The organism is Prosthecobacter gellanilyticus, from assembly GCF_007992435.1.
Lineage (GTDB): Bacteria > Verrucomicrobiota > Verrucomicrobiia > Verrucomicrobiales > Verrucomicrobiaceae > Prosthecobacter > Prosthecobacter gellanilyticus.
In genome coordinates this window covers 24,248-49,375 of the sequence record NZ_BKAG01000033.1, presented here as the reverse complement: position 1 = coordinate 49,375, position 25,128 = coordinate 24,248, and the positions used below count along the sequence as shown (strand labels likewise).

Below are 25,128 nucleotides of genomic sequence, written 5' to 3'. Positions count from 1 at the left end.
TTCCACGCGCGCAGATCAGTCACGACGACGACGCATGAACAGCGCCAGCAGGCCCAGGAGCAGCAGCACGGCCCTGCCAGGCTCCGGAATGACGACCACGATGGACACCACCCCTGTCGTGTAGATGGCGGACACATCCCAGGCGAGGTTCTGCGTCGAGAGATCCGGCAGGTTGGCAAAGTTTCCGATGGTGGAGTTCAGGTTCGAGAAAGTGCCGCTCGGCGTGAGGCCGGCCCAGTCAATGAGCTGCCAGGAGGAGCCAGACGCCCATCCACCCACGATGCTGGTGGTGATGCCAAGCACGGAGGAAGCGCCCAGGGTCACGGAAGCTCCGTTCGAGTTGCCCGTGAAAAGCAGACGGTCCGCCGTGGTGATGGCATTGAGCGTCCCGGAACCTTCACCCGAGAAGAGATCAAAGGTAAGCAGATTGTTGATCGTCGTGGCCGCGGCATTCGTGGCGATCGTCAGCGTCTGCCCTGCCGCAGGTGCCGCACCACCGACCTGCAAGGTGCCATTCACCGTCACCGCATTGCCACTGCCGGGAGCGATGATGCCCGTGCCTCCAAGGATCGCGGTCGCGGCTACCGTGACGACACCCGTGCCCGTGGCAGAGCCAGTGGTGTTGGCCACCAGCAGCACACCGTCGTTGATGTTGGTGCCGCCATCGTAGACGTTGGCTGCGGAAAGCGTCATGGTGGCCACACCGCTCTTCGTCACCGAGAAGCTTGAAGCTCCATCGTTGATCACGCCTGCCATGGCGAGGTTCGCCGTGCTGGTGTTGAAGTCGATGTTGCCTCCGAGGCTGAGGGTGCTGCTGGCGTTGATGGCAGCAAAGTAACCGTTGGCTCCCGTCACGTTGAACTGGATGGCGCTCTGAGTCGTGATAGGCCCCTGGAAAGTCTCCGTGAAGCCGGTGCCCGTGCCGCTTGTGCGGTTGACGTTGAAGGTGAAAGTATCCACCGCAGGGGCCAGGACCACGCTTTCCACCTGGAAGGTGGTCGAGGCATTGTTACGCAGGTCCAGCGTGGCATTGGCATTGTAGTCCAGGCCCACGGTCTGGGCCGCCGTGGCACTGCGGAGCTGGACGATGCCTCCATTCACCTGCACATCCGGGGAAGTGCCCGCTCCGAGCACACCGTTGGAGTTGTTTACCACCAGCGTGCCACCGTTCACCGTCACGCCAGAGGGGAAGAGGTTCCCGGCGCTGTTGAGGTTGACGGTGCCCGCGTCCAGTTGCAGCGCATCAATGGTGGTGCGCCCCAGCGTCAGCGAGCCACCGCCGAGTTTGGTCAGCTTGTAGCTGCCCGCACCATCGGTGAGGGATACATTCGTGCTGCTTGTGGTGGACCCGGCGTTGGCAAAGGTGGTTGTCTCCGCATTCACGTTGATCGTGAGATTGCCCAGCATCGTGTTGATGTTGCTGCCGGAGCCGTTGTAATACTGCTGGTAGTCGTTGCTGTTCGTGCTGGTGAAGGTGATGTCAGCAGCGGTGATAAGATGCCCCAGGCGGATGATTTTCGTCAGGCCCGAACCCGAAAGCCGGTTCACGGTGACCGTGGCACTGGCATTGAGGACCACCGGGTTGTCATAGGTGAGCGTTTGGGTGCCTGAGGTTCCATCCGCATTGTCACGGATGTCCAGGGTCCCGCCATTCAGCGTGATGGTGTTGGAACCGAAAGGATCCGACGTGGGCGCCACCGTGGTGCCTGCAGGGCTGACACCCACACCGCGCAAGATGCCCGCATCAACGACGACACCTCCACTAAAAGTATTGTTGCCTGACAGGACGACCGCACCGGAGCCACTGCTGTTCCCGGTCACCGCGAAGGCACCGCTGATCACACCTGGGAGCGTGAGGCTGCCGCTGCTCGAAACACCGAAGGTGCTGTTGCTGCCCAGCGTGATCGGGCCGGGGAAAGTGGCCGAAGTGCTGGAGGTGTTGGTGATGACACCCGCAGGCGCCGCCGCCAGACCCGTGCCGAAAACCGTCAGCGGCTCGGTGTCCACGAGCGTCTGACCGGCCATGTTCAAGGCGGCCCCGGAGCGGATGGTCGTGCCCGCTGTGTTCAGACCAAAAGCTGTGGTGCCGCTCATCTGGAGCAGGCCAGCCGTGATGTCCAGCGTGCCGGCAAACGTGTTCTGATTGCGAAGAACGAAGGTGCCGAGTCCTGACTTCGTGAAGGGGCCGCTGCCATAGAGCTGACCCACATCATCCAAAGTCAGTGTCACCCCGGCAGCCACATCCGCCCTGCCGCCACCGGCGTTGACTTTGACGAGGTTGTAGGTGGTGGTCGTCGTCGCGCCAGGATTCAGGGATGCCGTGACCTGAAGCAGACCTCCATTGTCCAAAATGACGGAGTGGGAATCCGTGCTGGCGATCGTGACAGATCCCCAGTCACGAAGGCTGTCCACGACGAAGGTGCCTCCATCCACCAGGATGTCCCCGGTGAAGGTGTTGCCGGTATTGCCAAAACTCACACTGCCGCCACCCGTGATCGTCAGCCACACATTGCTCCCCGGCGCAGCCTGGGTGGAGTTGCCAGGGCCGCCGCTCACCACTCCCGTGACGCTCAACTGGCTGCCGCTGTCAGCCACGTTCCAGGTTTGTGCAGCGCCCAGGATCACAGGCGCTGAGATGACTGTCGCCGCAGGTGCCCCGGTCTGCACTTGCACGCCGCCATTTCCCACCGTGAGGCTGCCACCCGACCCAGGAGCGATGGTGACCTGTCCGGTGCCCGAGTTCAGGAACCTCAGTCCCTGGATGCTGAACGCCGCATCCAACGTTGTATTGATCGGCAACGCCCCCGCATTGGTGGCGCTGAAGTTGACCGTGTTGGTGCTGCCAGGGCTGAAGCCAGCCTCCGTGGTGCCTGTGCTGTTGCTGGCCCAGTTGGTGTTGCCGGACAAGGCTGTGAGCCAGGAGGTGCTGAGGTCTCCCTGCCAGAACAGATCACCTGCTGCTGCCACGGATGCCACGAGCTTCAGCACGTTCGGGTTGGACGTGTAGTCCAGACTGTAAGTGAAGCCGCCCGGCAGGCTGCCTAACTGAAGATTCGCACCTCCCACGATGGGATTCGCGCTGGTCACCAGGTCATAGCTGCCAGCTCCAAAGCCTGCCAGCGGCAGCGCGTTGATGATGCCGCCGCCAGCATTGATGGTGAACACGCCGCTGCCAGTCAGATTGATGACGTCCCGTGTGGTGCCAAGCTGGAAACCCAGCGCGCCTGAAGTGCTGGCGCTGCCGAGGATGAGGCTCGCATTTGCGCTCAGATTCAGCGCCGCGCCGACACCGTCCTGATACAGGTCAAACGCCGCATTTCCCGTGAGGCCGACCCGGAGTCCGGAACTGTTCGCCACAGCACCCGGCGTGGCGGAAAGCGTGCCGCCGTTCACGGTGGTGAGCCCCGTGTAGGTATTGGCACCGCTGAGGACCAGCGTTCCAGTCCCGCTCTTGGTTAGGCCACCGGAGCTGTTCACCGCCGTCGTCACTGTGCCGATGACGGCCCCCGTGCCGCCGCCACCGACGAAGGTCACCGTGGGTGCGGAGGTATAACCAACACCCGGATTGGTGATGGTGATGCCGATGACCTGGCCAAAGGTAGGGCTGCCAGGATTCATGTCCACATTGGCCGTGGCCGAGGCTCCCACACCGCCGCCACCCGTGATCTCCACATAAGGAGCACCGAGATAGCCGCTGCCACCGCTCGTCAGCGGGATCGAGTTCACACCAGATCCCGTGGGAGCGAGCAAGTTCGCCGCCATGGTGATGTTCTTGCCATTCGTGTCGATGTTGGCTCCGCCCGTGAAACTCCCAAACGGTCCGTTGACATAGACACCCGTCATGCCCGCAGGCATGAAGGTGGCATGATCCACATTGGCACGCAGCGTGCCGCCGTTGAAGTTGAAGTAAGCCGCCGTGAAGTTGGCCGCGTTGACCGTGAAGTTGTTCGTCGTCAGCGTGCCTGCGTTCAGGTTGGTGCTTGAGGTGCCGGTGTTGCCTGTCGATGTGCGCCCATAGGCAATGGCCTGTCCGGCGTTGTCCAAGGAGCCTCCCATCAAGGTCAGCGCGCCGAAGCTGTTCGTTCCTTCACCAATGGCAAAGACGTTCAGCGTGTCCGTGCGTGCCGCGGTGGCACCGCTGAAGGTCAACTCCCATCTCGATCCGCGCGTGAGGACGTATTCCGTCCAACCAAAAGTGCCGCCAGACATCTGCACCACCGAGGTGCCTGCCGTCCCCGAGGCGCCGAGGTCCAGCCTGCGTGTGGAAAAGGCTCCCGACGACATGAACAGGCCGCCATAGCCGTTTGCGGAGGTCGCCAGAGTGGTGCCGGCGTTCGCTGCGCTGGAATTCACCGCGAAATCGGCACCATTGATGGCCAGCACACCGAAGCCGCCGGAGTTGCCAATGGAGAGGGTGTTGGTGTCATGGCTGGGCCCGCTGGCGCGCAGCACCGCCAGTCCGCTGGCGGAACTGCCGATGCTGGTGCTGGCGGTCGTGTTGTCGAAAGTGCCGGTCACATCCAGCACCCCGCCTGTCACTGTCATGGTGCCGCTGAGGGAGGTGGAGGTGCCGCTGAGGGTCAGTGTCCCGGTGCCCACCTTGGTGATGGCCAGGGCGGCAGCATTACCATTTTGCAGCGTGCCGCTGAAGGTGGTGCTGGCATTGTTGCCGCCCACCGTCAGCGTGCGACCAGTCGTGGCATTGCCATTTTCCACCACACCTGCACCTGTCAGGCCGCCGATGGCGGTCGCCGCAGCGCTCAGACGCAGCGTGGCGCCCGCGGAGATGCTATGCGTGGAGTTCGGACTCAGTGCATTCGCGATCGTGGGTTCCAGCGAACCACCGCTGACAAGGGTGGTGCCTGTGTAGGTGCTGAGACCTGAGAGGCGCAGTGTGCCGCTGCCAGCCTTTGTCAGGCCGAAAGAACCGGTCACACCAGGAACCTCCAGCGTGCTACCCAAATCAGGCACACTCCAGGTTTGATTCGCCGTCAGCGCCACGGGCATGTTGATCAGCGTTGTCACAGGACCTCCAGCCTGGATGTCGATGCCACCGGCACCGATTGCCAGGCTGCCTTGAAATCCAGGTGCAAGCGTGAACGAACCCGTGACCGAGTTCAGAATCTGCAATCCCGCGATCGTATAGTTGTTGTCCAGCGTCGTCGTGATCGGGCCGGACGGGACATTCGTGGCGGAGAAGATCACGGTGGTGTCTTTGCCAGGCGTGTAACCTGCCTCCGTGAGGCCATTCGCCGTGCTCGACCAGTTCGTGTTGCCACCCACGGACTGGTTCCAGGAAGTGTTCACATCTCCACGCCAGTACAAGGTGCCGGCGGCCACCGCCGTGGCGATGAGGCTGAGCTTCTTCAGGTCCGTGGTGTAGTCCAGCGAGTAGGTGAAGCCGCCGGGCAGGTTGCCCAGTTTAAAATTGGCTCCACCGACAATGTTGTTAGGCCCGGAGAGCAGCTCATAAGAGCCCGCTATGAAACCGCTGAGCGCTGTGCCGCTGATGTAGCCACCGCCAGCGCCCACACTGATCAGTCCGGTTCCACCGAGTGAGATGCGGTCGGAGCTCGCCGTGTCCGCACCGAGCTGGAAATGCAGGGTTCCTGCATTGGCAGCGCCGCCCAGCGTCAGGTTGGCATTGTTAGGCAAGGTCAGCAAAGCTCCGATGGCATCCGCACCCAGGCTGAAAGTACCATTGCCCGTGGTGCCTACCGAAAGTCCGGTGGTCGTGGCCACCGCTCCCGGTGTGACCACCAGCATGCCGCCATTCACCGAAGTGGTGCCAGTGTAGGTACCCGTTCCTGAGAGAGTGATCGTGCCCGCGCCGATCTTGGCCAGCGAAAGCGCACCGCCCGTGTTTTGGATGGTGCCGAGGAATGTGCCCACACCATCGTTCCCGCCGATGGTCAGCGTGGCAGCCGCCACACCGGCATTGTTGATGTCACTCGCTCCCACATTGCTGCTTGAAAGGCCGTTCAGTGTCTGGTTGAAACCATTGAGATCCAGCGTGGCGGTGTTGCCACTGGCAGGGTTCATCGTCAGATCTCCCTTGCCAGCGCCGAAAGGCAGCGCATTCGCAATGCCCACCCGCAGCGTGCCTTGAGTGATCGTGGTCAGGCCATCATAGCTCGACACCGCCTCCATCACGGCGGCACCACCGCCGGTCTTCGTCAGGTTGTTGACTCCAGCGCCATCGGAGATCGCACCCTGGAAGCGCAGCGTCATCAGCTGCGGAGCAGTGGAGTTCACCGTGTTTAGGATGAGGCTGCCATTCAGGGTGAATGCCTCGTTCAGAATGTGGGTGGTGTTGGTGGTGCTGGCGTTGACTCTTTGGGCGGTAATGGTGAGCGTGCCAGCATCTTGCAGCAGTGTTCCCACAGCGAAGGTGGTGCTTGAGTCATTACTGAGCGCCAGCGTGCCCGTGCCGGCATAAGTGATGTTTCGCGAGGCGGCGGAGCTGGCATTGCGCAGGTCCACGGTCCCGGCATTCACCGTGGTCAGGCTGCCGCTGGCTCCCAGGGAGTTCGCCACGTTGGCGCGCAAGGTGCCGGAATTGACGATGGTGCCACCCGTCCAGGCACCCGTGCCGTTCAGAATCACCAGTGAACTAGCACCATTTCCTGCCGCCAAAGAGAGGCTCTGCGCGCCGCCGGTCTCACTGATGTTCCCAAACTGGATGATGCCACGAGAATTCTGGCTGATCGTGGGACTGCCCGTGAAAGTGGTGACGCCGAAAGTGACCTGGCCATTGCCCGAACTCGTGATGTTGGCACCTTTGTTAATGGTCAGAGTGACCCCGGCAAGGCTCAGCGTGCCCAGCGTGTGAGTGATGGAGGAGGTGGAGCTCAACAGGCGGTCCGCGACAATCGTGGCATCCGCAGTGATGGTGGTATTGCGGCTGAAGGAGGTGCTGGCGTCATTCGCCAGATGCAGCGTACCGCCGTTGATGACCAGGGAAGCAGTGCCCGTGCCCAGCGCCTGCGCACTTGTGGTGGCCATCAGGGTCCCCGCATTCAGCGTGGTCACGCCGGTGAAAGTGTTCACGCCATCCAGCCTGAGCGTTCCCGCATCATTTTTGGTGATGCCACCGGATCCTGAAACGATGCCCGTGATCGTGGTGCTGCCCGTGCCTGCCGCGGTGAGGAGGTTCGTCCCCGCCGAGACATTGCCCGACACGGTGAAAAGATTCGCGCTGTTGTTCGTCCAGCTCTGCGCTGCGCCGAGAGTGATCGGCGCGCTGATCACATGAGCTCCCGTGCCCGTGTCCAGCGTGAGGCCGCCGGCCCCCAGCGTCAGGCTGCTTCCGGCCGTGCCAGCCGCCACGGTGATGGCCGTGGTGGCACTGGCATTGAAGAGCAGGCTGTTCACCGCCAGGGCCGCGCCCGTGTCGATCGTCTGGCTGAAGTTCAGCGCACCGGTCGAGGTCGTGAAGACCAGATCATCTCCGGGGGTCACCGCCACATCAGTTCCTGCGCCCGTCAGCAAAGTATTCCAGTTGGTGGCATCATTCCAGCTTCCACTGGTACTACCGTCCCAATGAATCGTCGCCCCTCGCAAAGGCTGGCCAACTTGCCAAGACACGGTGAGAACCAGCATCAAATAAGTCAGCGCAATCCGCTGTCGGCGAAGGATCTTCATGGGGGGATTTGTTGAGATCGAAAAAGCGATCCTAACAATCTACACGAAACGCATGAAGACGTTTTCGTCGGTCCGAGCACAAGTCACAATACCGCTACAGAAGTCTCCGGCCGCCTCACCTTTTTCTTAGTGTAAGTATCTTGTAACGTCCCGCAATCCTGCGAGCTCGAACGCCTCACGCCTCTCCACGCAGGTACCACAGGTGCCGCAATGCACGGCACCGCCTTTGTAGCAGCTCCAGGTATGAGCGAAGTCGATGCCGAGCTCATCACCAAGCTTGGCGATGGCCGCCTTGTCCATCGCAATGAAGGGACGCAGCAGCTCAATCCGCGCATACGTGCCTTCGCGCATCGAGTCAGCCATGGCCTGCATGAAGGGCTCCCGGCAGTCCGGATAGATCGTGTGATCACCTGCATGGGCCGCGATGACAAGTGCCTGCGCCTCACGTGATTCAGCAATCCCGCAGGCGATGGCGAGCATGATGCCATTGCGAAACGGCACCACGGTGCGCTTCATGTTTTCATGCGCGTAATGCCCGTCAGGGATTTCGCCACCACTTTGTAGCAGATCAGAGGTGAAGAGCTCGTTCACGAAGGGCAGTGCCACCACATCGTGCCTCAGACCAAACTGCTGGCAGTGCCACGCAGCCTGCTCCAGTTCCTTCGCATTGTGCTTGGAGCCATAGTCAAAACTCACCGCGCCCACGACTTCATGCTCCTTTTGCGCCCAGTAGAGGGCCGTCGTCGAATCCATGCCGCCGCTGAGGAGAACGAGAGTCTTCATGAAGGAGGTCGCAGATCAGATCGGGGTCAGGGCTTCGGCATCTCCAGCGTGCCTTCGAAGTTCGGGAAGCGTGCCTCACAGGTGAGCTGGATGCCGCCACGGGGAACAAAGCGGCCGCGCACGATCGCCTGCTTCGGCGCGCAGGCCTTCACCAGATCATCCAGAATGCGGTTCACGATCGCCTCATTGAAGGAGGCATGGTTGCGGAAGCTGGCCAGGTAGAACTTCAGGGACTTCGTCTCCACACAGCTTGTGTCAGGGATGTAGATGATCTCGATGTGAGCCGCATCTGGCTGGCCGGTCACGGGGCAGAGGGAGGCAAAGTCCGGCTGGCTGAGGTGGATGGTGTAGTTCCGGCCTGGGGTGCGGTTGGGGAAGGTCTCCAGCGCGGCCTCGTCAGGAGAGGCAGGCAGGCGGTGCTCGGAACGGCCGAGGAGGGAGAGATCGGAGGACTTGGTGTCAGACATGAGCGTGCAGTATGCCCGGGAACCTCCCAGCCGCAACCATGCCAGTCCACCGGGCGCAAATCCCGGGCTTGAGAAACCCCGCCCGAGAGACGAAGGAGCACGCCCCTTTTCCGCCCCTGCCCTGCCCCGCTCATGTCCGCTGCCTCTGAAGTCGCCCGCCGCCGCACCTTTGCCATCATCTCCCATCCGGATGCGGGGAAGACCACGCTCACGGAAAAGCTGCTCCTCTACGGCGGTGCCGTGCAGCTCGCCGGAAGCGTCACCGCGCGCAAGAACCAGCGCGCCACCACCTCTGACTGGATGGAGCTGGAAAAGCAGCGTGGTATCTCCGTCAGCTCCACGGTGCTGCAGTTTGAATACAAGGACTGCGTGGTGAACCTGCTCGACACCCCCGGTCACAAAGACTTCTCCGAAGATACCTACCGCGTGCTCACCGCCGTGGATGCCGCGGTGATGGTGATTGATGCCGGTAAAGGCATCGAGAGCCAGACGCTGAAGCTCTTTGAGGTCTGCCGCCGCCGTGGCGTGCCCATCTTCACCTTCATGAACAAGCTCGACCGCCCGGCACGTCCGCCGCTCGACCTGCTGGACGAGCTGGAGAAGGTGCTCGGCATCGCCTCCTGCCCCATGAACTGGCCGCTCGGTGATGGCGTGGACTTCAAAGGCGTCTTTGATCGCCAGTCCAATCAGGTGCATCTCTTCGAACGAACCGTCGGCGGCATGTTCCGTGCACCGGTGAATGTGAAGGGCATCGAGGATGAAAGCGTGAGCAATGCCCTGCCCCCGCTCGTCTATGCGCGTGTCTGCGAAGAGCTGGAATTGCTCGATGGCGTGGGCGCGGAGTTCTCCCTGGAGAAAGTCCGCCGCGGCCAGATCACCCCTGTGTTCTACGGCAGCGCCATGAACAACTTCGGCGTGCAGATGATGCTGGACAGCTTCCTCGCCATGGCGCCGACTCCCGCGCCTCGCCTGGTCGGCGAGCGCATCGTCGAACCTGACTCAGAGACCTTCTCCGGCTTCGTCTTCAAGATCCAGGCGAACATGAACCCGCGTCACCGTGACCACGTGGCCTTCATCCGCATCGTCTCCGGCTGCTTCCAGCGTGACATGAGCGCCACGAACACGCGCACCGGCACGAAGATGCGCCTCGGCAATTCACAACGTTTGTTCGCGCAGGAGCGCGAGACCGTGAACGAAGCCTGGGCAGGTGATGTGGTCGGACTTGTGGGCAACTACGGCTTCCAGATCGGCGACACACTCTCTGACGACCCTAACATCAAGTATGACGAGATGCCCCGCTTCGCTCCGGAGTGCTTCGCGTATCTGCACAATGAGAACACCGCGAAGTTCAAGCGCTTCCGTGACGGTCTCGACCAGCTCCTGAAGGAAGGCGTGGCCCAGCCCTTCGAGCTGCCAGATGCTTTCGTTCGCATTCCTCTCCTCGGCGCCGTGGGTCCGCTGCAGTTTGACGTGCTGAAGTATCGCCTCGAGAGCGAATACAGCGCTGAGGTGCGCCTTGAATACGCCCCCTGGACCATCGTCCGCTGGATTCGTGAAAAGAACCCCGAGGACGCCCCCAAGCCTGTGCGCGGCCAGACCACGAAGCCCAAGCCGAACCTCGCCGCCAGCTATGACACCACGCTCGCGCTCGATGCCTTCGGGAACTGGGTGGCCCTCTTCAGCGACAAGGTCAGCGCCGGCTACTTCGAGACCAAGAACGGCGAGAAGTTCGAGATCAGTGCCTATCCGTTCTGAAGTGACCGCAGCTCTCGCCAGAGCCCCGAATAATCGCGAAGCGTCCTGGAGAGCGCCGGCCCTCCGGCGCTCTTGAAGGCCTAACAATAACCTTTGCATCATTCAAATGCGAAGGTCAGTTGAGGTTCATTCGCCTCCGGAAAATCGCCCATCACTCGCTTCTTCGAAAAGCTCCAGAGGACTGGAGCACTCCAGGACGCTCCGCGACCTAACCGACCTAACCTCTAGGGATAGCCATACCGCCATGCCCTGGGCTTGGACTCGTAAATCCAAAATGGACCGTCTAAACCTCCGAGGAGGGTGATTCGGTAGCTGGAGCTGTCCAACGGCTCGTAGTCTGGGATCCATCCTGCCGCCGGCTTGAATCCCAACGCCTTCATCAACTGCTGATCCTCAGGATTGGGCAGGTGGCCTTCATGAAGGCGATAACCCTCGATCTTGGAAACGATCTGATCGGCATTCCTCCGGTCAGCACCACCCATCCAAAAGAGTGCCAGCCCAACCATGCCGGCCAGCGCAGCCACCGGAATCAGTAGAATCGCGTTCCCTGTCTTTTCTTTCTGAATAGGGACTCGAATCATGAGGAGGCCTGATCGTGTGTTTAGCAGCCTCTGTCTAACTAAAAACACGTCAGCCCTCAGGAAAGTCCGCTTCCCACAAAGAGCCTCACTCCGAGGCGCTCAGGCTCACCGGCATCTCCCCCTCCTGGATGGGGTAGAAGATCTGCACAGCACGGCGCAGCTCAGGGGACTGGCGGCTGGCGTTGTAGATGGCGTTTGGAATGCCGCGGTTGCGTGCCAGGAGGTGATAGGCACCGAGCGTTTCGAAGCCTGCATTCAAGGAGCCGTTCATGGGCAGGTAACTCTTCCCGTTCACCGAGGCTGCCTCCACCATGCCCCAAGGAGGCAGAAGACCGGCCTTCTCCATGCGGCGCAGCACGGTGTAAGTGTCGCGAGGCTCTGTCAGCGCGGCGGACATGAGCACGTAGTGCGGATGGATCACCGCCTGGTCTGGCAGATCAGTACCGCCGACATGGTAGGAGTTGCCATACAGGCCTTCACCGGCTGACAAGCCATACAGGCCGATCTTCGCCGCCATGCTGCCCGGCCAGGTGCGGGTGATGTAGTCACGCTGCGTGGACAGCATGCGCCGGCGCGCGGTGAGCCAGCGCACACCGTCCAGCGCATCCGGCACATCGCTGTCAAAGTCGGGGTAAAACAGGCTCTGCAGTTCCGTGATGAATCCGGTCCCCTGCCAGGCCTGGCCAGGACGTTCCATCTTCCGGCGCGGCGCATGCTCGTCGACGATGTTTTGCAGCATCATCACCAGCGCGCTCTCACCGCCCCAGTCTTCCCAGCCATGCGCCAGCAGGGTGCGCCCGTCTTCCTTCAGGCCGTGGGTGATCTCGCCACCAGGCAGGCGGAGATCCGTGAAGTCGATCTGATCCACCAATGAGACGACATCCGCCTTCAATTCCGCATCCCCCAGCATTTCCGTGGCGAGCAGGAGGCAGTGATAATACAAGGCGGTGTCCACGGTGCTGTACTCCGTGCCGGGATGCACCACGTAACCGGTGGCACCACGGCGGACGAAATGCGGCAGCACTCCGTGCGGGCGGTCCAGAGCCTTCACTGCCGCATGGATCTGCCTCAGGGTGGCACGGGCTTTCTCCGGGCTGACAATCTGCAGAGGCGGCTGGGACAAGACCCCCGTCGCCAGGGCGAAAAGCCCCGTGGAAGCCACGGACTCGAAAGCGCCGTCCTCCAGATGCGCACGATCCTTCACGAAGCCGGAGCTCTCATCATAGGAGCGCGCCAGCTTGGCATACGAAGCGGCGAGCACATGCTCGTCAAACGGCACGCCCGCTGTCTCCACACCGAGGTGAAGCCTTTCAATGGTGAGCTCCGAACCCGGCTCCGCGATCCAGGTGAGCAGCTTGGCCTTGCCGCAAGCCAGAGGCGAGACTGGCAGCACGACGGGCCGCGTGGAAGGCTCGTCCACCGTGATAGAGGTGGACCAAAGCAGTTCCTGAAGATCAGATTTGATCTCCAGCTTCAGTTTGCCATGCCCGCTGACGTCCACCCGCACGCTGGCAATGCGCGGCTGGTGCTTCGCGCCGACCAGCGGCGACCACGCTGCGGCAAAGTTCAGGGACTTCTGCGACTCGCGAGCCAGACCGGCGAGGCTGTGCCACATGCCCGACCAGGCCTCAGGCTCCTGCCCCAGATGCACGCGGATCTCGTCCGCCTGCCATTCGATGTCGTGCTCCGCCGGGCCCATGAAGCCAAAGTCGGTGCCCAGATGCGTGTAAGCGGTGAAGGAGTTCAGGCGGCGCTTGCCTTCCACGGGCTCTGCTTTCTTCCCCGGCTGCACATGGATGAAGTACTCCTGCACAGGCTGCCAGACAAGGCGCGACTCATCCCCCAGCACGGCGGCTGAAGAAAACAGAGGGGATGAGAACAGAAGAACCGCGCAAGCGGCTGGGAGCAGGCGCATGAAAAGTGGTCGGGAAGAGAAACTGGAAATACCGATACGGAGATGTCGCGCAGAGTTATTCACAAGATGTTCGCCTGTGCATCACACAGACACCTTTTCTGAGCCTGCGACCCTGCCCGGGGTTCAAAAAACCACCCCCTGGCAGGCTTCCGAAAAGGGTTCGATTTCGGAATAAGGCTCTCTCACAGCAGAAGCTGTGGAAACCTACCGCATCGCATTATTTGGAACAAGAAAAAATCAACCAAAGTTAATAAAATCCAGGTTCCTTTGCTGGAGCGTGGTGGTGCTCAGGTCTGGCATGAAGCGCAGGAAGTTCGGCACCACCTCCGTCAGCCTGCTTTCAGGCACACCAAACCACTTTGAGATGAGAGCGACTTTCTGGTCCACCGCCGTGGTCGGGATCCACCGGCCGCGGTTGCCCGTGCAGTCGATGCCGCCATTGACGGTGAGATCCGGAAACTGGCCGAGAATCTGCCGGCCCTTCACCGCGCCGCCGCAGACCAGGCTGTGACCGCCCCAGGCATGGTCAGAGCCCCCTGTGGCATCGTTTTTGTTCGGTGTGAAGGTGCGGTTGAAGTCAGAGGCCGTGAAAAGCATCACATTATTCCACATGCCCAGGCTCACCATGGCGTCCCGGAAGGCACGGATGCTGCGGCTGAGATTGTTCACCAGACTGTAGTGCCCCTGGTTGACTGCCGTGCTCGGGATCTGGGAGGTGTGCGTGTCATAACCACCCACCTGCACGAAGAAGATCTGCCGCTTGTTGCTCAGCAGGCTGCGTCCCGCGATGAGGCGCGCCACGACTTTGAGCTGGTTGCTCAGGTCCGTCTGGCCGAAGCCGCCGGGGAACCAGTTGCTCCAATGCGCATCCAGCGTGGGGTTCGGAGAGGCGGTCTGGGACAACGCGGTGCCGACCAGGCCTTCCGTATTGCGGGCGCTCTTGGGCGTTTCCGCGTATTCGTTGTCGAAAAGGCTGTTATGGCTGGCCGCCATGATCTGTTCCAGCGCACGGAAGCGCCAGCCTGCGGAAGAGTTGACGTAGTTCGTGCCGCTGAGAGGATCACTGCCGCCGTTCAAGGCCGCCGCAGGGCTGTACTTGTTCGCCCCTGGCGCGCTGAGATTGACGAAGTCAGGGCGCAGGGCCGCGTTCCGCAGCGCACCACCATAGGAAGTGCTCGGACTGCCGCCGCTGAAGCCCGTGAGCGCGGTGACGGCCCCGGAAGAGCTCATGAAGTAGGGCTGCTCCTTGCCGCCGATGAGGAAGCTGTTCGCCCCGGCGATGGAGACGTTCACCCCCAGGTCCCCGCTGTTCATGCTGGCAACAATGTCCGCCACGCGACCGCCCCATCCGCTGGAGAAAGGCCTGTCGGGCAAGGACGACTGCCACTGCGTCTGCTGGTCACTGTGGGAGAAAAGCTGCGGCGGCTTGGTGCTTGCCGGCAGCGTGTTGAAGTTCGCCCGCGTGATGTTCTGCGTGCCGACCAGCGTGCCGATGTTCGCGAAGAAGCTCAGCTCGCTTTTTTCAAACAAGGTCTTCAGCGGATAAGCGCCTGGATGCAGGGCCATGCTGCCATTCGTGTAGCCCGGCCGGCTGAGCGGGTCAAACTGGCTTGTGCCGCCCACCGTGGCATTGGTCGGCGTGAGGCGGGAGGTGACCGGATCCAGGGTGATCGTGCCGGTGGACTCATTGAAGTATCCATTGTTATTCCCCGGCGTGTAATTGAACGAGGCATCACTGACGGCAAGCACACCGCGTCCGCTCTGGTAGTCCGTGCGGGCCGTGCTGCCAGCCGCCGGGATCAGAAGGTTGTTCGAGTCATTGCCACCATTGAGGAAAAGGCAGACGAGCGCCTTGTAGTCATCTCCCGCGCTCTGCGCCGCCGCAGCCCCGGTGAGCTTGAGCTGCGCCAGCGTGTTGACCAGGCTGGTGATGCCCATGGAGGCACAGCCCGTCTGAAGCAGGAAGTCACGACGGTTGGGTTTCGAGCGGTCTTCAGACTTTCTGATGAAAATGTTCATGGCGTGAAGGCGGTTTGAATCAGGATTCAGGAATTAAAAATCAGGAATCAATGTGAGGCGAAGGCCGTGGAACCGACCGTGCACATGTAGGCGGCCCAGCGGATGCGGTCGCAAATTTCGTTATCCAGTGTGGTGCTGCCACGCGGGTTCTGCGCATTGAAGGGAGAAACCACCATGTAGCGCGTGGTGGAGGGGCTGTTCGTTCCACCATTGTGGCGATAGACCGCATCGATGATGGCCTGGCGCGGATTGAAGGCCGGCAGCGGCGTGGGCGGAGCCACGTTTGGCTCGACGAGCACCGGCCAGTTTGCCTTCATCGAACCGTTGGAAAACCAGAGGTCCAGCTTGTCCACCGTGATCTTGCTGGCTGCCCAGTGGGCGTTTTGGATCTTCGCGATGTCCGCCGGAACCGTGCTCGTGGCGAGGTTCACCGGAATGGTGCCGCCAAAGGCAGCGGTGAGGCTGTTGTAGAAAGTATCGCGGTAGAGCACGATGCTCTCCGTGTAGTCAAAGACGATGTTGTCGCGTTCGGAACTGCCACCGTAGTCATTGGTGAAGTAACCGACCGCCATGCCATGCTGTGGCACCGGCACCAGATAAGTCGGCGGATGCAGCGTGATGGTGACCACCTCGCCCGGAGCTGGCTGCGTGTTCAGTTTGATTTGGATGGTGTCACCGGTGTTGTTGCCTTCAGTGATCGTGGTGCTGCCACCTGATTCCGTGACTGTGATGCCGGGACTGTCATCGTCCCAAACGTTGGCCGTGACCGAAGCCACACTCAGTCCATTGAAGAGTGAGTCTCCGCTTGTGGCCATATGTGTGATGATGCCGGGATGCGACGCAGCCTCGGCATCCGTGTCGTTCACCGCCGTGAGGGTTACCGTCTGCGGATTTGCCCAGTTCGCGGGGGTGAACGTGAGGCTGGAGGCGCTGGCTGTCACCTGGGCATCCGGTGTGATGGAGACCGTCACATTCGAGGTGGGAGCCTGGCTGAGGGCCACGCTGTAAGTATCCGTCGTGGTGCCAACTTCCGTGACATTCGTGCTGCCGCCGGAAGGCGCCACGATGACGGACGGACCGTCATTGTCACGCAGGCTGCTGACGAGTGCGACCGGGATGGTGGTGACGCCTGCATAGTTTGGCGAGGTCGTGGTCACCGTGGCGCTCAGCGTGCCCCAATGCAGGAAGGGTTCGATGATCTTGTCATCATTCGCACGGACCGTGAGGGTCTGGGCAACATTCCAGCCGCTGGTGCCATTCGCAGCAGCCTGCCCACTGGTCGGCGTGAAGGTCACGGAGTTGAGCCCCACGAGGGAAAGCTGGTTGTCAGGCGAGGTGAAGGTCACCGTCACATCCGAGGTAGGCTGCAGGCCGAGCGCCACCGTGAACGTGTCCGTGGCCGTGCTGCCGTTTTCAGTCACGGAGGTGCCGCCTGATTCAATGACACGAACCAGGTAGGCGGCCGCCGTAGGATCGTTGTCCGTGATCACATTATTCACGCTTGGCAGGACCATCCCGCTGTAGTTGGGATCCGAGGTGCTGATGGTGTGGGTGATCGGCGCCAGCATGCGGCCGCTCTCACCGATGGTGTCATTGACCGCCAGCACGTTCACCGTCTGCGCGGTGCTCCAGTTCGCGGTCGTGAAGTTCAGCGTCACGCTGGACAGAGTCGGTGTGCCGCTCTTGCTGAGGAGCGACTGGCTGCCGCCGTTGACCACGATGTCCACATTGGCGGCCGGCGCCTGGGTGAGCACCACCGTGTAGTTGTCCTGCGTGGCGTTGCCCTCCGTGGTCTGGGTGATGTCACCGCTCTCGACGATGCTCACCCCCGGAGTGTCATTGTCCGTGATGTAAACCATCACCGGAGGATTCGCCGCGCCGTTGAAGTAGGCATCACCACTGGTGATGGCGAAGGTGATGGGCGCCTGTTGCAGCACAGGCTCCGAAACGGCATCATCCACGGCGGTCACGGTGACGGTTTGCGCCGCGGTGTAGTTGGAGCTGGTGAAGTTGAGCGTGGAAGGCGTGACCGTGAACTGCGGACCGTAGCTCATGCTCACCGTGACGGGCGTGGTGGAGCCCGGAGCGCGGCCCAGAGTCACGGTGAAGGTGTCGGAGATGTTCGGCGTGCCTCCTGTGCCCACAGTGCCGGCCTCGCGCACATTCGTGGCGAAGTTCGTGAGCGTCACGTTCAGCGGCGGATCATTGTCATCGATCGTCACCACCACCACCGGCGCGTTGGCCTTGTTATAGACCGGATCAGTGCTGACCATGGTGTGCGTGACGGAGCCTATGGCACGCGCCTCGGCCGAACCATCATTGCTGGTGGAGACCGTGATTGTCTGAGGGATGTTCCAGTTGGCGTCAGTGAAGACGACCGGCGTGGTGGGAGACACCACGGCGCCGTTGGCCGCGGTCAGCGTGACCGTCGTGGTGCTGCCTGCGGCAGGCACGCGGCTGAGCACCAGGTCATAGGTGTCCGTCAAGCCATCCTCACCCACGACCGTGCTGCCATTGGATTCGATGACGCGGAGACGCGAGTCGTCGTTATCGATAACGGTCACCGGCAAGGTGGCACTGACACTGCCGACGTAGGTAGTGCCCGAGGTGCTGCTGTAGCCGATGATGCTGCCTGCATGCAGGCCATCCACGATGTTGTCATCCAGCGCCGTCACGGTGACGGTCTGCGGCACATTGTAGTTCGCCGCAGTGAAGATCACTTCGGGCACGCTGAAGCGCACGGCGGTGGAGCTCAGGACCACGCTGACGTTTTGGGTAGGCACCGTGCCGTTGCGCAGGCTGACGGTGATGGTGTCCGTGATGCCGCGCTCCTCCACCCGTGTCTCGCCATCCGTATGCGCCAGCACGATGGCGGCGTCGTTGTCGGTGATGTTGCCCACGATCGGCTGCAGCGGCAGGCCCGCCGTGTAACCGCCCGCGGTGGTGGTGATGGTGTGGGTCAGGCCGCCGGTATGCGGGCTGAGCTCCGTAGTGCTGTCATCATTGCCACGGACCGTCACATTCTGCGCCACATTCCAGTTCGCTGTGGTGAACGTGCGTGTGGTGGTGGTGTTGCTGAAGGTGGTGCCGGTCGGTGTCGTGTTGACGCTGAGCTGGGTGCCGGCGATCACGATGTTTACCACCACGTTTGCGGTGGGCGCCTTGGTCAGGACGATGGAGTAATTGTCCGTGTTCGCTCCAGAGGTGCTGGTCGTCTCGACGACATTCGTGACACCATCGAGAGTGGCGGTGGTCCCCACCGTCTGGCGGATGAGCACATCCGCACCGCCGTCATTGTCCGTGACTCCGACTGGAACGGTGGTGGCGGGAAGCCCGGACCAGTTCGCCGCAGTGCTGCTGACCAGCAGGGACACGATGTCATTGCCCGTGCCTGCGTCTTCAGCATCACTATCATTCACAGCGTCCACCGTGACCACCTGCGGCGTGTTCCAGTTCGTACTGTTGAAGTTCAGCACGGCTGGAGTCACCGTCACCTCGCCATTCTGAGCGCCGGTGTTCACCGTGACCGTGGCGCCGGCCATCGGCGGGCAGCTCAGCTTCACCGTGAAGGTGTCATTGTAGATGCCCTCCGCCACCCAGGCATTGCCGCTGCTGTGAGTCACCACGAGGGATTCGTTCAGCACTTCGTTTTCATTGAAGGTCACCGGCGTGGCAAAGGTGGCCGTGCCGGAATAACCAACAGCGTTTCCACTCAGCGAGTAGCGGATGTTGGTGCTGGCCATCTGGGAGAACTGGCCGTTGTTGACCGGCACCATGGTGATGGTCACCCCGGTGTTCCAGTTCGTGGAGTCCAGCGTGATGGAGGCCGGCCAGCCCAGGAAGCTGCTGCCGCCATTGGTGGAGAAGCGCGCCGCAGGGGTGGCAGCCGCATTGCTGAAGATGAAGTTGGCACCGCTCACCCCAGGCGTGGTGCTCATGCCCGCCAGATTCATCCAGGTATAACCATAAAGGAAATTCACCTTGGCCACCTCCGCGGCTTCCGTGGCGATCTGTAGCTCGGGGGCAAAGAGGCCGTTCTGGGCAAAGCGGCCCGCAGGCTGGAAGTCAGGGTAGAACCAGTTGAAGACCGTGGGCGCATCCTGCGGTGACTGGACCAGGCTGCTGCGCGTGCTGTCGATGCGGAAACGGAAGGGACCGGCGGGCCAGCCGGCGGGCTTCGAAGGAGCCGAGACGTTCGCCGTGGTGAACTTTGCCACTTCAGCGGCCTCATAGCCGGAGGTCATGGGCGCGTCCGTGCTGGAGAAAGGCAGGTCCATGTCACGCAGCACATTCACGGAAGCACCGGAGTAGGCGCGGAACTGGCGCAGCATCTGGGTCATGTGCACCAGAGGCTCCTTGATCTTGCCGTGGGAGATCAGCGAGTCCGCGATGGCGAGCGAGCGGGCCTCATGATCCAGCAAGATGGCCTTCGCCACCGGGCCGAGAAGGCCGTTGTTGTCACGATAAGCTTTTTGAACGCGATAAATGTAACCAGCGCTGGGGTTGGAGGTCACGAGACGCTGGATGAGCCAGCGGCTGATGTTCACCGGCGTGTTGGTATGCCCCGGGCTGCTCTCCGTGCCATTGCCATAGGTGGGAGATGCCGCATCTCCGGCGAGGCAGTCATGCGCCAGCTTCACATCCGCATAAGCCCAGTCATGCGTGGTGGAGTCAGCGGCAGGAGTGAAGGGAGAGCCATTGTTCACCGTCTTCGCCGCGAGGCTGAGGCTGCCATGCTTGCCATTGAGCAGCGTCTTGGCGGCGAAGTCATGATACACCGTCGTGCCGATGCGGCCCATGACCTTCATCGGGTAGATCCAGGATGCCTGCCAGTAGAGATGGCCATTGTCGCGGCCGAACCAAATGTTGTTGTTCGTGCCGTTCAGATAGACCGAGGGGGAGATCCTCTGGTCGGAGGTGGTGGTGCCGCCCGGGCTGCTGTAGACCTGCGCCCGCACCGTGCCATGACGTGCGCCAAACGAGAAGCCGGTGAAGACTCGGGCCAGCTCCATGATGTCGTTGTTGTCATAGGTGGCGATGGGCAGCCCCTCGCTGCTGAGCTGGAGGGAGCCGTCTGGATGACGCAGCACAAGACCGATGGAGAAGAGCTGCATGATCTCACGCGCATAGTTTTCATCCGGACTAATGAACAGGCCTGAGCCCGGGCTGGATTCATAGGTGGCTCGGTTGGCCACGCTGGTGAGGTAGACACCCATCATCGGGCTCAGCGAGACATTCTCCAGCAGCGTGCGGTATTTGCCAAAGGCACCCTCGGCCAGCATGTCCCAGTAGTTGGCCGCGCCATAGTGCCAGGCGGCCACTGTGGCATCACGCTCTGAGATGACGCAGATCTGATGCAGCGCATGAGCCATGCGCTGGCGGAGCTGGTCCGGGGCCTGCGTGACCAGGGTCCACCATTCGCGGCGGTTGTTGCTGTACTGCGGGTAGGTGGCATTGTTCGCATTGGTGTTGACGGTGGTGTTCGCCATCGGCATGCCGTTGACGTAGCTCACCCCGTAGGTGGCGCCGTTGTACTGCGAGTTGTTGCTGTAGTTGATGGGCTTGTTGCCGCGCAGGAGGAACTCTTCCATGTCCGCGGCCATCACCAGCTTGCGCAGATTGATGCTCGGTGTCTGTACAGGATCGATCTGCTTGTCCAGCCAGGCTTCCAGACCATCCAGATAGGTGCCGCCCGTTGAGATCTTCTGATCACAAAGAGCACGGATCTGGGTGTAGAGCTCTGTGGTGCCGCCGAAAGTGGCCTGGGACATGAAGCGCCAGATCTCGCGCTCCAACGCATCTCCCGTGGGTACCGGCCAGGTGGCGCTGCCGAGGGCAGGCTCCTCCAGGTCTGAGCGGCCATTGTCAAAGACCTCCGAGCCAGTGGCCCGGTTGAAATAACCAAAGATCTCCCTGACCGGATTGTTGGCCGTGGTGATGGACACGTAGAGCTCGCCGTTCTTCAGCGCGTCCAGCATGGCCTGGTCCGTGAGTTCCGTCTGCGCGGCGCGGATGTTCCAGTTGGCGCCGGCGACCTGGCCGAGGGGCAGCGGCAGGATCTCGAGGTCATTGCCCACGCGGATGTAAGCGGTGTTTTGCTCGGACGAGAGATTGTTGAAGACGATGCCGATGCTGGCGCGGCTGTTGTCACCATCCACCAGCGCCGTGGCATAACCAGAAGCGGTGGAGATCACGCTCTCCTCACGCCCCAGGAAAGCCACGTAGAGCTTGCGGTTGGCGGTGTTGTTGGGATCTGCATCCTTCAGGGAAACCGTGGCTTCGGGGCCCGCCAGACCTTCCGGCACTCCCGGCAGGGCCACCTTCACCTTGAGCGCTTCAGGCACCTCTTCTGTGCTGTCCAGCGCCGCCCCCACCCTGGCCACTGTGTAAGGTGCGCTCACACCTTGATTCGCAGGCAGCGTCACCGAGTTCGTGGTGACGCCCGCGAGATTCTTGAAGATGAAATCGCCGGCGCTCGCGCTGCCCTTGGTGGTGCCTTCTGCTCCAGCAGCACCGCTCAAGTTCACGGTCAGCGGCATGCTGCCATAGCTGCGCTGAAGCTGGATCGTGGCATTCGTGCCTTCCTTCTCATAAGCTTCCGTCACGCCAGGCGTGGCCGTGAGGGAGAGCAGAGACTTCATGGTCTCGAGGTCGCTCGCTGCACCACCCGAGGCATTCCCAGGACTCGCGGGCAGATTGGGATTGCTGCCCAGTTTGTCCTCAGCCCAGTCAGACACACCATCACCATCAGCATCATGATCCTTGGACTCGATGCGGTAAAACCGGCTCGCTCCAGCGGGCTTCGGAAACACCAGACTGTCCGTGGCAGTTGCGGCGGCGATCTTTGAGACGCCGGTCTTCTCCACCCACAAGCTGCCCGGCTCACCGGGCAGAGGTCCGCCAGGTGAGGTGGACTCCCAGACTTGATACTCCTTCCCTTTCTTCGCCTCGAAATACATGATGATGTTGGTGCCGCCGATCACCATGTTGCCGACCTTCAGGCAATCATTGGCCTTCCAAGGATTGCTTCCAGCGATGCACTCGTCCGAGTTGATGCATCCATCAAAGTCCGCATCACCACCGGGAGCGAGGCCCCAGCCGTTGTACACGGATTGCCAAAGGTCATCCAGCCCATCAGGCGAACCAGCGCCAGGGCCCGTGGAGTAGTTGTCGACGATCTGAGCCTGTGCAGCAGGCACCGTGAAGCCCAGGAGGAGCAGGGCGGCGGGCAGTGCAAAGAGAAGGCGAATGCGTGAGACCATGGTGAGCGGCTACAGCCAGGGGGTTTAAAAAGGCTGCGAATTTCGCGCAAAAATACCTAAAATTTGTGATAGAGGTCAACCCTCCACTGAGTTGGTGACCAACTTATTACAACGTCCCTGGGGGAGCTGCAGGCGTAGCGCCAAATCCGCCGGGGCTCGGATTCAGGATGATATCGTCCGGAGTGAAAAGCTGCTTGTCCGGCCCTCCGGAGCGGATCTCCATGGAATTGCCCGAATTCGGGTGGAACCACAGCGGCTCTCCCCAGCGGTCCACGATCTGGCCCTTGCGCACCGCCTTGTTATTTGGCGGGAAAACACGGGCCTTCTGCCCCGGAAACTGGGTCCCCGTGATGGCAGCGGTGATGTCGGCATTATCCCCCACCGGCGCCGCGCCTGTGCCCTTGGCATACGTCTCCAGGAACTCAGCCACAATCTCCAGATCCCTGAGCGGAGGGTTCTGCTCGTTGTGCAGCTCGTCCGCCTTGGCCTGGAGGGCCACATCCACCCCGCCGGCGGAAAAATTCTGTGTCACCGGCGGCGCTGCGTCAGGCAGATCCTGGACCGGAGCCACCGGCTGCGGAGTTCCGGGAGACGGCGGAGTGCCCGTCTTCTTTGACAAAGCCTCCTGCAACTCTGGAGAGCTCAGCGCATGAAACATCCATGCCACGATCACCACGAGGACGATCAGCAGCAGAGTCATGATGTAGGGGCCTGGACGTTTGGGAAGCATGGGCACGGGAACGAGGGTGGCAGGAGACGGCAGAACGAGACTACGAATGAATCGTCCGCACGGCAATCCCGCACAGTGAAATCCATCACACCGTGCTGTGAGCACGGGCATGCCCCGCCCCGCGTCTGCAAACAAGGGCGGTGCCCCGCCTCAGACCGTGAAGTCGATGAAGTTCAGATTCTTGCTGTTCAACGTGCCGGTGCTGAGGTCCGCCTGGAAGCGCGTGAAGTTAGGCAGGACCGTGCCGATCTGTCCGTCGGCACAACCAAACCATTTGGCGATCGAGGCAAAGACCTGGTCGGTGGAGGTGCTGGGGATCCAGCGGCCGCGGTTGCCCGTGCAGTCAATGCCACCGTTGATCGTGAGATCCGGAAACCTGCCGTAGATGTTCCGGCCCTTGACCGCGCCTCCCGTGACAAACATGTGGCCGCCCCAGGCGTGGTCGGAACCGCCCGTGGCATCATTTTTGTTAGGCGTGAGTGTGCGGGTGAAGTCCGAGGCCGAGAAGAGCATCACCTTGTCCCACATGCCGATGGCATCCATGGCATCCTTGAAGGCGCGGATGGAGCGGGACATCTGGTTCACCAGGCTGTAGTGGCCTGTGACGGTGGTGCCCGGGATCTGGGAGGTGTGCGTATCCCAGCCGCCGAGCTGCACGAAGAAGATCTGGCGGGTGTTGGAGAGCGCGCTGCGCCCCGCGATCAAGCGGGCCACCGTGCGCATCTGGCTGGCGATGTCCGGGATGCGCGGATTGTAAAGATTGTTAGGAAACCAGTTGTTGAAATGCACATCCATCGTGGAGGAGGCGTCGGCGTTGAGCGTCTGCGCCAGGGCGTTGCCCACCAGCCCCTCGGTGATGCGCGCATTCTCAGGCGCTCCGTTGTAACCGTTGTCGAAAAGCGAGGCGTGCTGCAGGGCCATCATCTGCTCGATGGCGCGCAGCCTCCACCCTGCCGCAGTGTGCTGGTAGTTGGTGGCGGCCAGAGGATCCGCCCCGGAGCTGAGGGCCGCCAGCGGGTTGTACTTGTTACCCGGCAGGCTCTGCGGATTGGAGTAGGTGGGCTGCAGGTTCACGTTCCGCAGCGCGCCACCGTAGCTGGTGGAGGGAGAGCCACCGGTGAGTCCGCTGAGAGCGCTGACGGTTCCGGCGGAATTCATGAAATAAGCCGGCTGATCATAGGCCACCTGGAAGCTGTTCACGCCCGCGATGGACACCGACATCGAGAGATCCCCGCTGTTCAGGCCAGCCAGGAGATCGGCGATCTTGCCGCCCCAGCCACGACTGAAGGGCTGGTCGGGCAGCGAAGACTGCCACTGAACCTGTTGATCGCTGTGGGAGAAAAGCTGCGGTGGTTTGGCGGCCGCGGGCAGGGTGTTGAAGTTCGCCCGCGTGACAGAGGTGGTCCCGATCAGCGTGCCCACATTGCAGATGAAGGCGAGGTCATCAGAATCGAACAACGTTTTCAGGGGATACGCTCCGGGATGCAGGGCCAGGCCGCCACTCAGATATCCTGCCGTGCGGTTCGTGGGTTCATACGCGCTGGCAGCATTCTGAGGGGTGATGCGGCTGGAGACGGCGGAGGTGGAGATGCTGGAGCCGTTCCAGTAGCCGTTGGTGGCATTGGCCGGCGTGTAGTCAAACTCGGCATCCGTGATGGACAGGACGCCACGGCCGTTCTGGTAGTCCGTTCGCGCAGGACCTGAGGTGGCAGGAATGAGCAGGTTGTTGGAGTCATTGCCGCCGTTGAGGAAGAAGCAGACCAGAGCTTTGTAGTCTCCCGCTCCTGAAGCTGCGGCGCTGCCGATCAGCTTGAGCTGGGCCAGACTGTTGATGACGGAGGTCAGACCCAGCGAAGCGGCGGTGGACTGCACCAGAAAGTCGCGGCGGTTCGGCTTGCTGCGGTCTTCAGTTTTCTTGAGGAAGATGTTCATGGCGGGCGGAGAAGCTTGAAATTTTCAATTTGAGGTCACG

Annotated in this window: 10 protein-coding genes; 1 reads left to right on the top strand and 9 read right to left on the bottom strand. The window is 61.7% G+C overall.

The genetic code is table 11. The features are described from left to right. Positions 1 to 15 precede the first annotated feature (15 nt). The 3 genes from BGE01nite_RS19605 to queF form a co-directional block, all read right to left on the bottom strand. Positions 16 to 7,587, bottom strand: a complete 7,572-nt coding sequence (locus tag BGE01nite_RS19605; protein ID WP_170266906.1) for an autotransporter-associated beta strand repeat-containing protein — start codon at positions 7,585 to 7,587, stop codon at positions 16 to 18. A gap of 183 nt (positions 7,588 to 7,770) precedes the next feature. Beyond that, complete coding sequence (gene queC / locus BGE01nite_RS19600) at positions 7,771 to 8,427, bottom strand: 7-cyano-7-deazaguanine synthase QueC (RefSeq protein ID WP_146852798.1); 657 nt, start codon at positions 8,425 to 8,427, stop codon at positions 7,771 to 7,773. A 26-nt stretch (positions 8,428 to 8,453) separates the two neighbouring features. Beyond that, a complete protein-coding gene (gene queF / locus BGE01nite_RS19595; RefSeq protein ID WP_146852796.1) occupies positions 8,454 to 8,894 on the bottom strand; it encodes a preQ(1) synthase in 441 nt (146 codons plus the stop codon). Between the two features lie 132 nt (positions 8,895 to 9,026). On the opposite strand from queF, the gene BGE01nite_RS19590 reads away from it, so the two are divergent. Next, a complete protein-coding gene (locus BGE01nite_RS19590; protein ID WP_146852794.1) occupies positions 9,027 to 10,649 on the top strand; it encodes a peptide chain release factor 3 in 1,623 nt (540 codons plus the stop codon). Between the two features lie 224 nt (positions 10,650 to 10,873). Here BGE01nite_RS19590 and BGE01nite_RS19585 read toward each other — a convergent pair whose 3' ends face one another. The 6 genes from BGE01nite_RS19585 to BGE01nite_RS19560 form a co-directional block, all read right to left on the bottom strand. Beyond that, a complete protein-coding gene (locus BGE01nite_RS19585) occupies positions 10,874 to 11,230 on the bottom strand; it encodes a hypothetical protein (protein ID WP_146852792.1) in 357 nt (118 codons plus the stop codon). An 85-nt stretch (positions 11,231 to 11,315) separates the two neighbouring features. Continuing rightward, positions 11,316 to 13,145, bottom strand: a complete 1,830-nt coding sequence (locus tag BGE01nite_RS19580; RefSeq protein WP_146852790.1) for a hypothetical protein — start codon at positions 13,143 to 13,145, stop codon at positions 11,316 to 11,318. A 237-nt stretch (positions 13,146 to 13,382) separates the two neighbouring features. Continuing rightward, the gene (locus BGE01nite_RS19575) at positions 13,383 to 15,164 is read right to left on the bottom strand and encodes a DUF1501 domain-containing protein (RefSeq protein ID WP_146852788.1); all 1,782 of its coding nucleotides are present in this window, start codon (positions 15,162 to 15,164) and stop codon (positions 13,383 to 13,385) included. A gap of 47 nt (positions 15,165 to 15,211) precedes the next feature. Beyond that, the gene (locus tag BGE01nite_RS19570) at positions 15,212 to 22,426 is read right to left on the bottom strand and encodes a DUF1800 family protein (protein WP_146852786.1); all 7,215 of its coding nucleotides are present in this window, start codon (positions 22,424 to 22,426) and stop codon (positions 15,212 to 15,214) included. A 106-nt stretch (positions 22,427 to 22,532) separates the two neighbouring features. After that, positions 22,533 to 23,156, bottom strand: coding sequence for a hypothetical protein (locus BGE01nite_RS19565; protein WP_146852784.1), 624 nt, complete (start codon positions 23,154 to 23,156; stop codon positions 22,533 to 22,535). A gap of 150 nt (positions 23,157 to 23,306) precedes the next feature. Next, on the bottom strand, positions 23,307 to 25,088 hold the full coding sequence (locus BGE01nite_RS19560) for a DUF1501 domain-containing protein (RefSeq protein WP_146852782.1): 1,782 nt from the start codon (positions 25,086 to 25,088) through the stop codon (positions 23,307 to 23,309). Positions 25,089 to 25,128 lie beyond the last annotated feature (40 nt).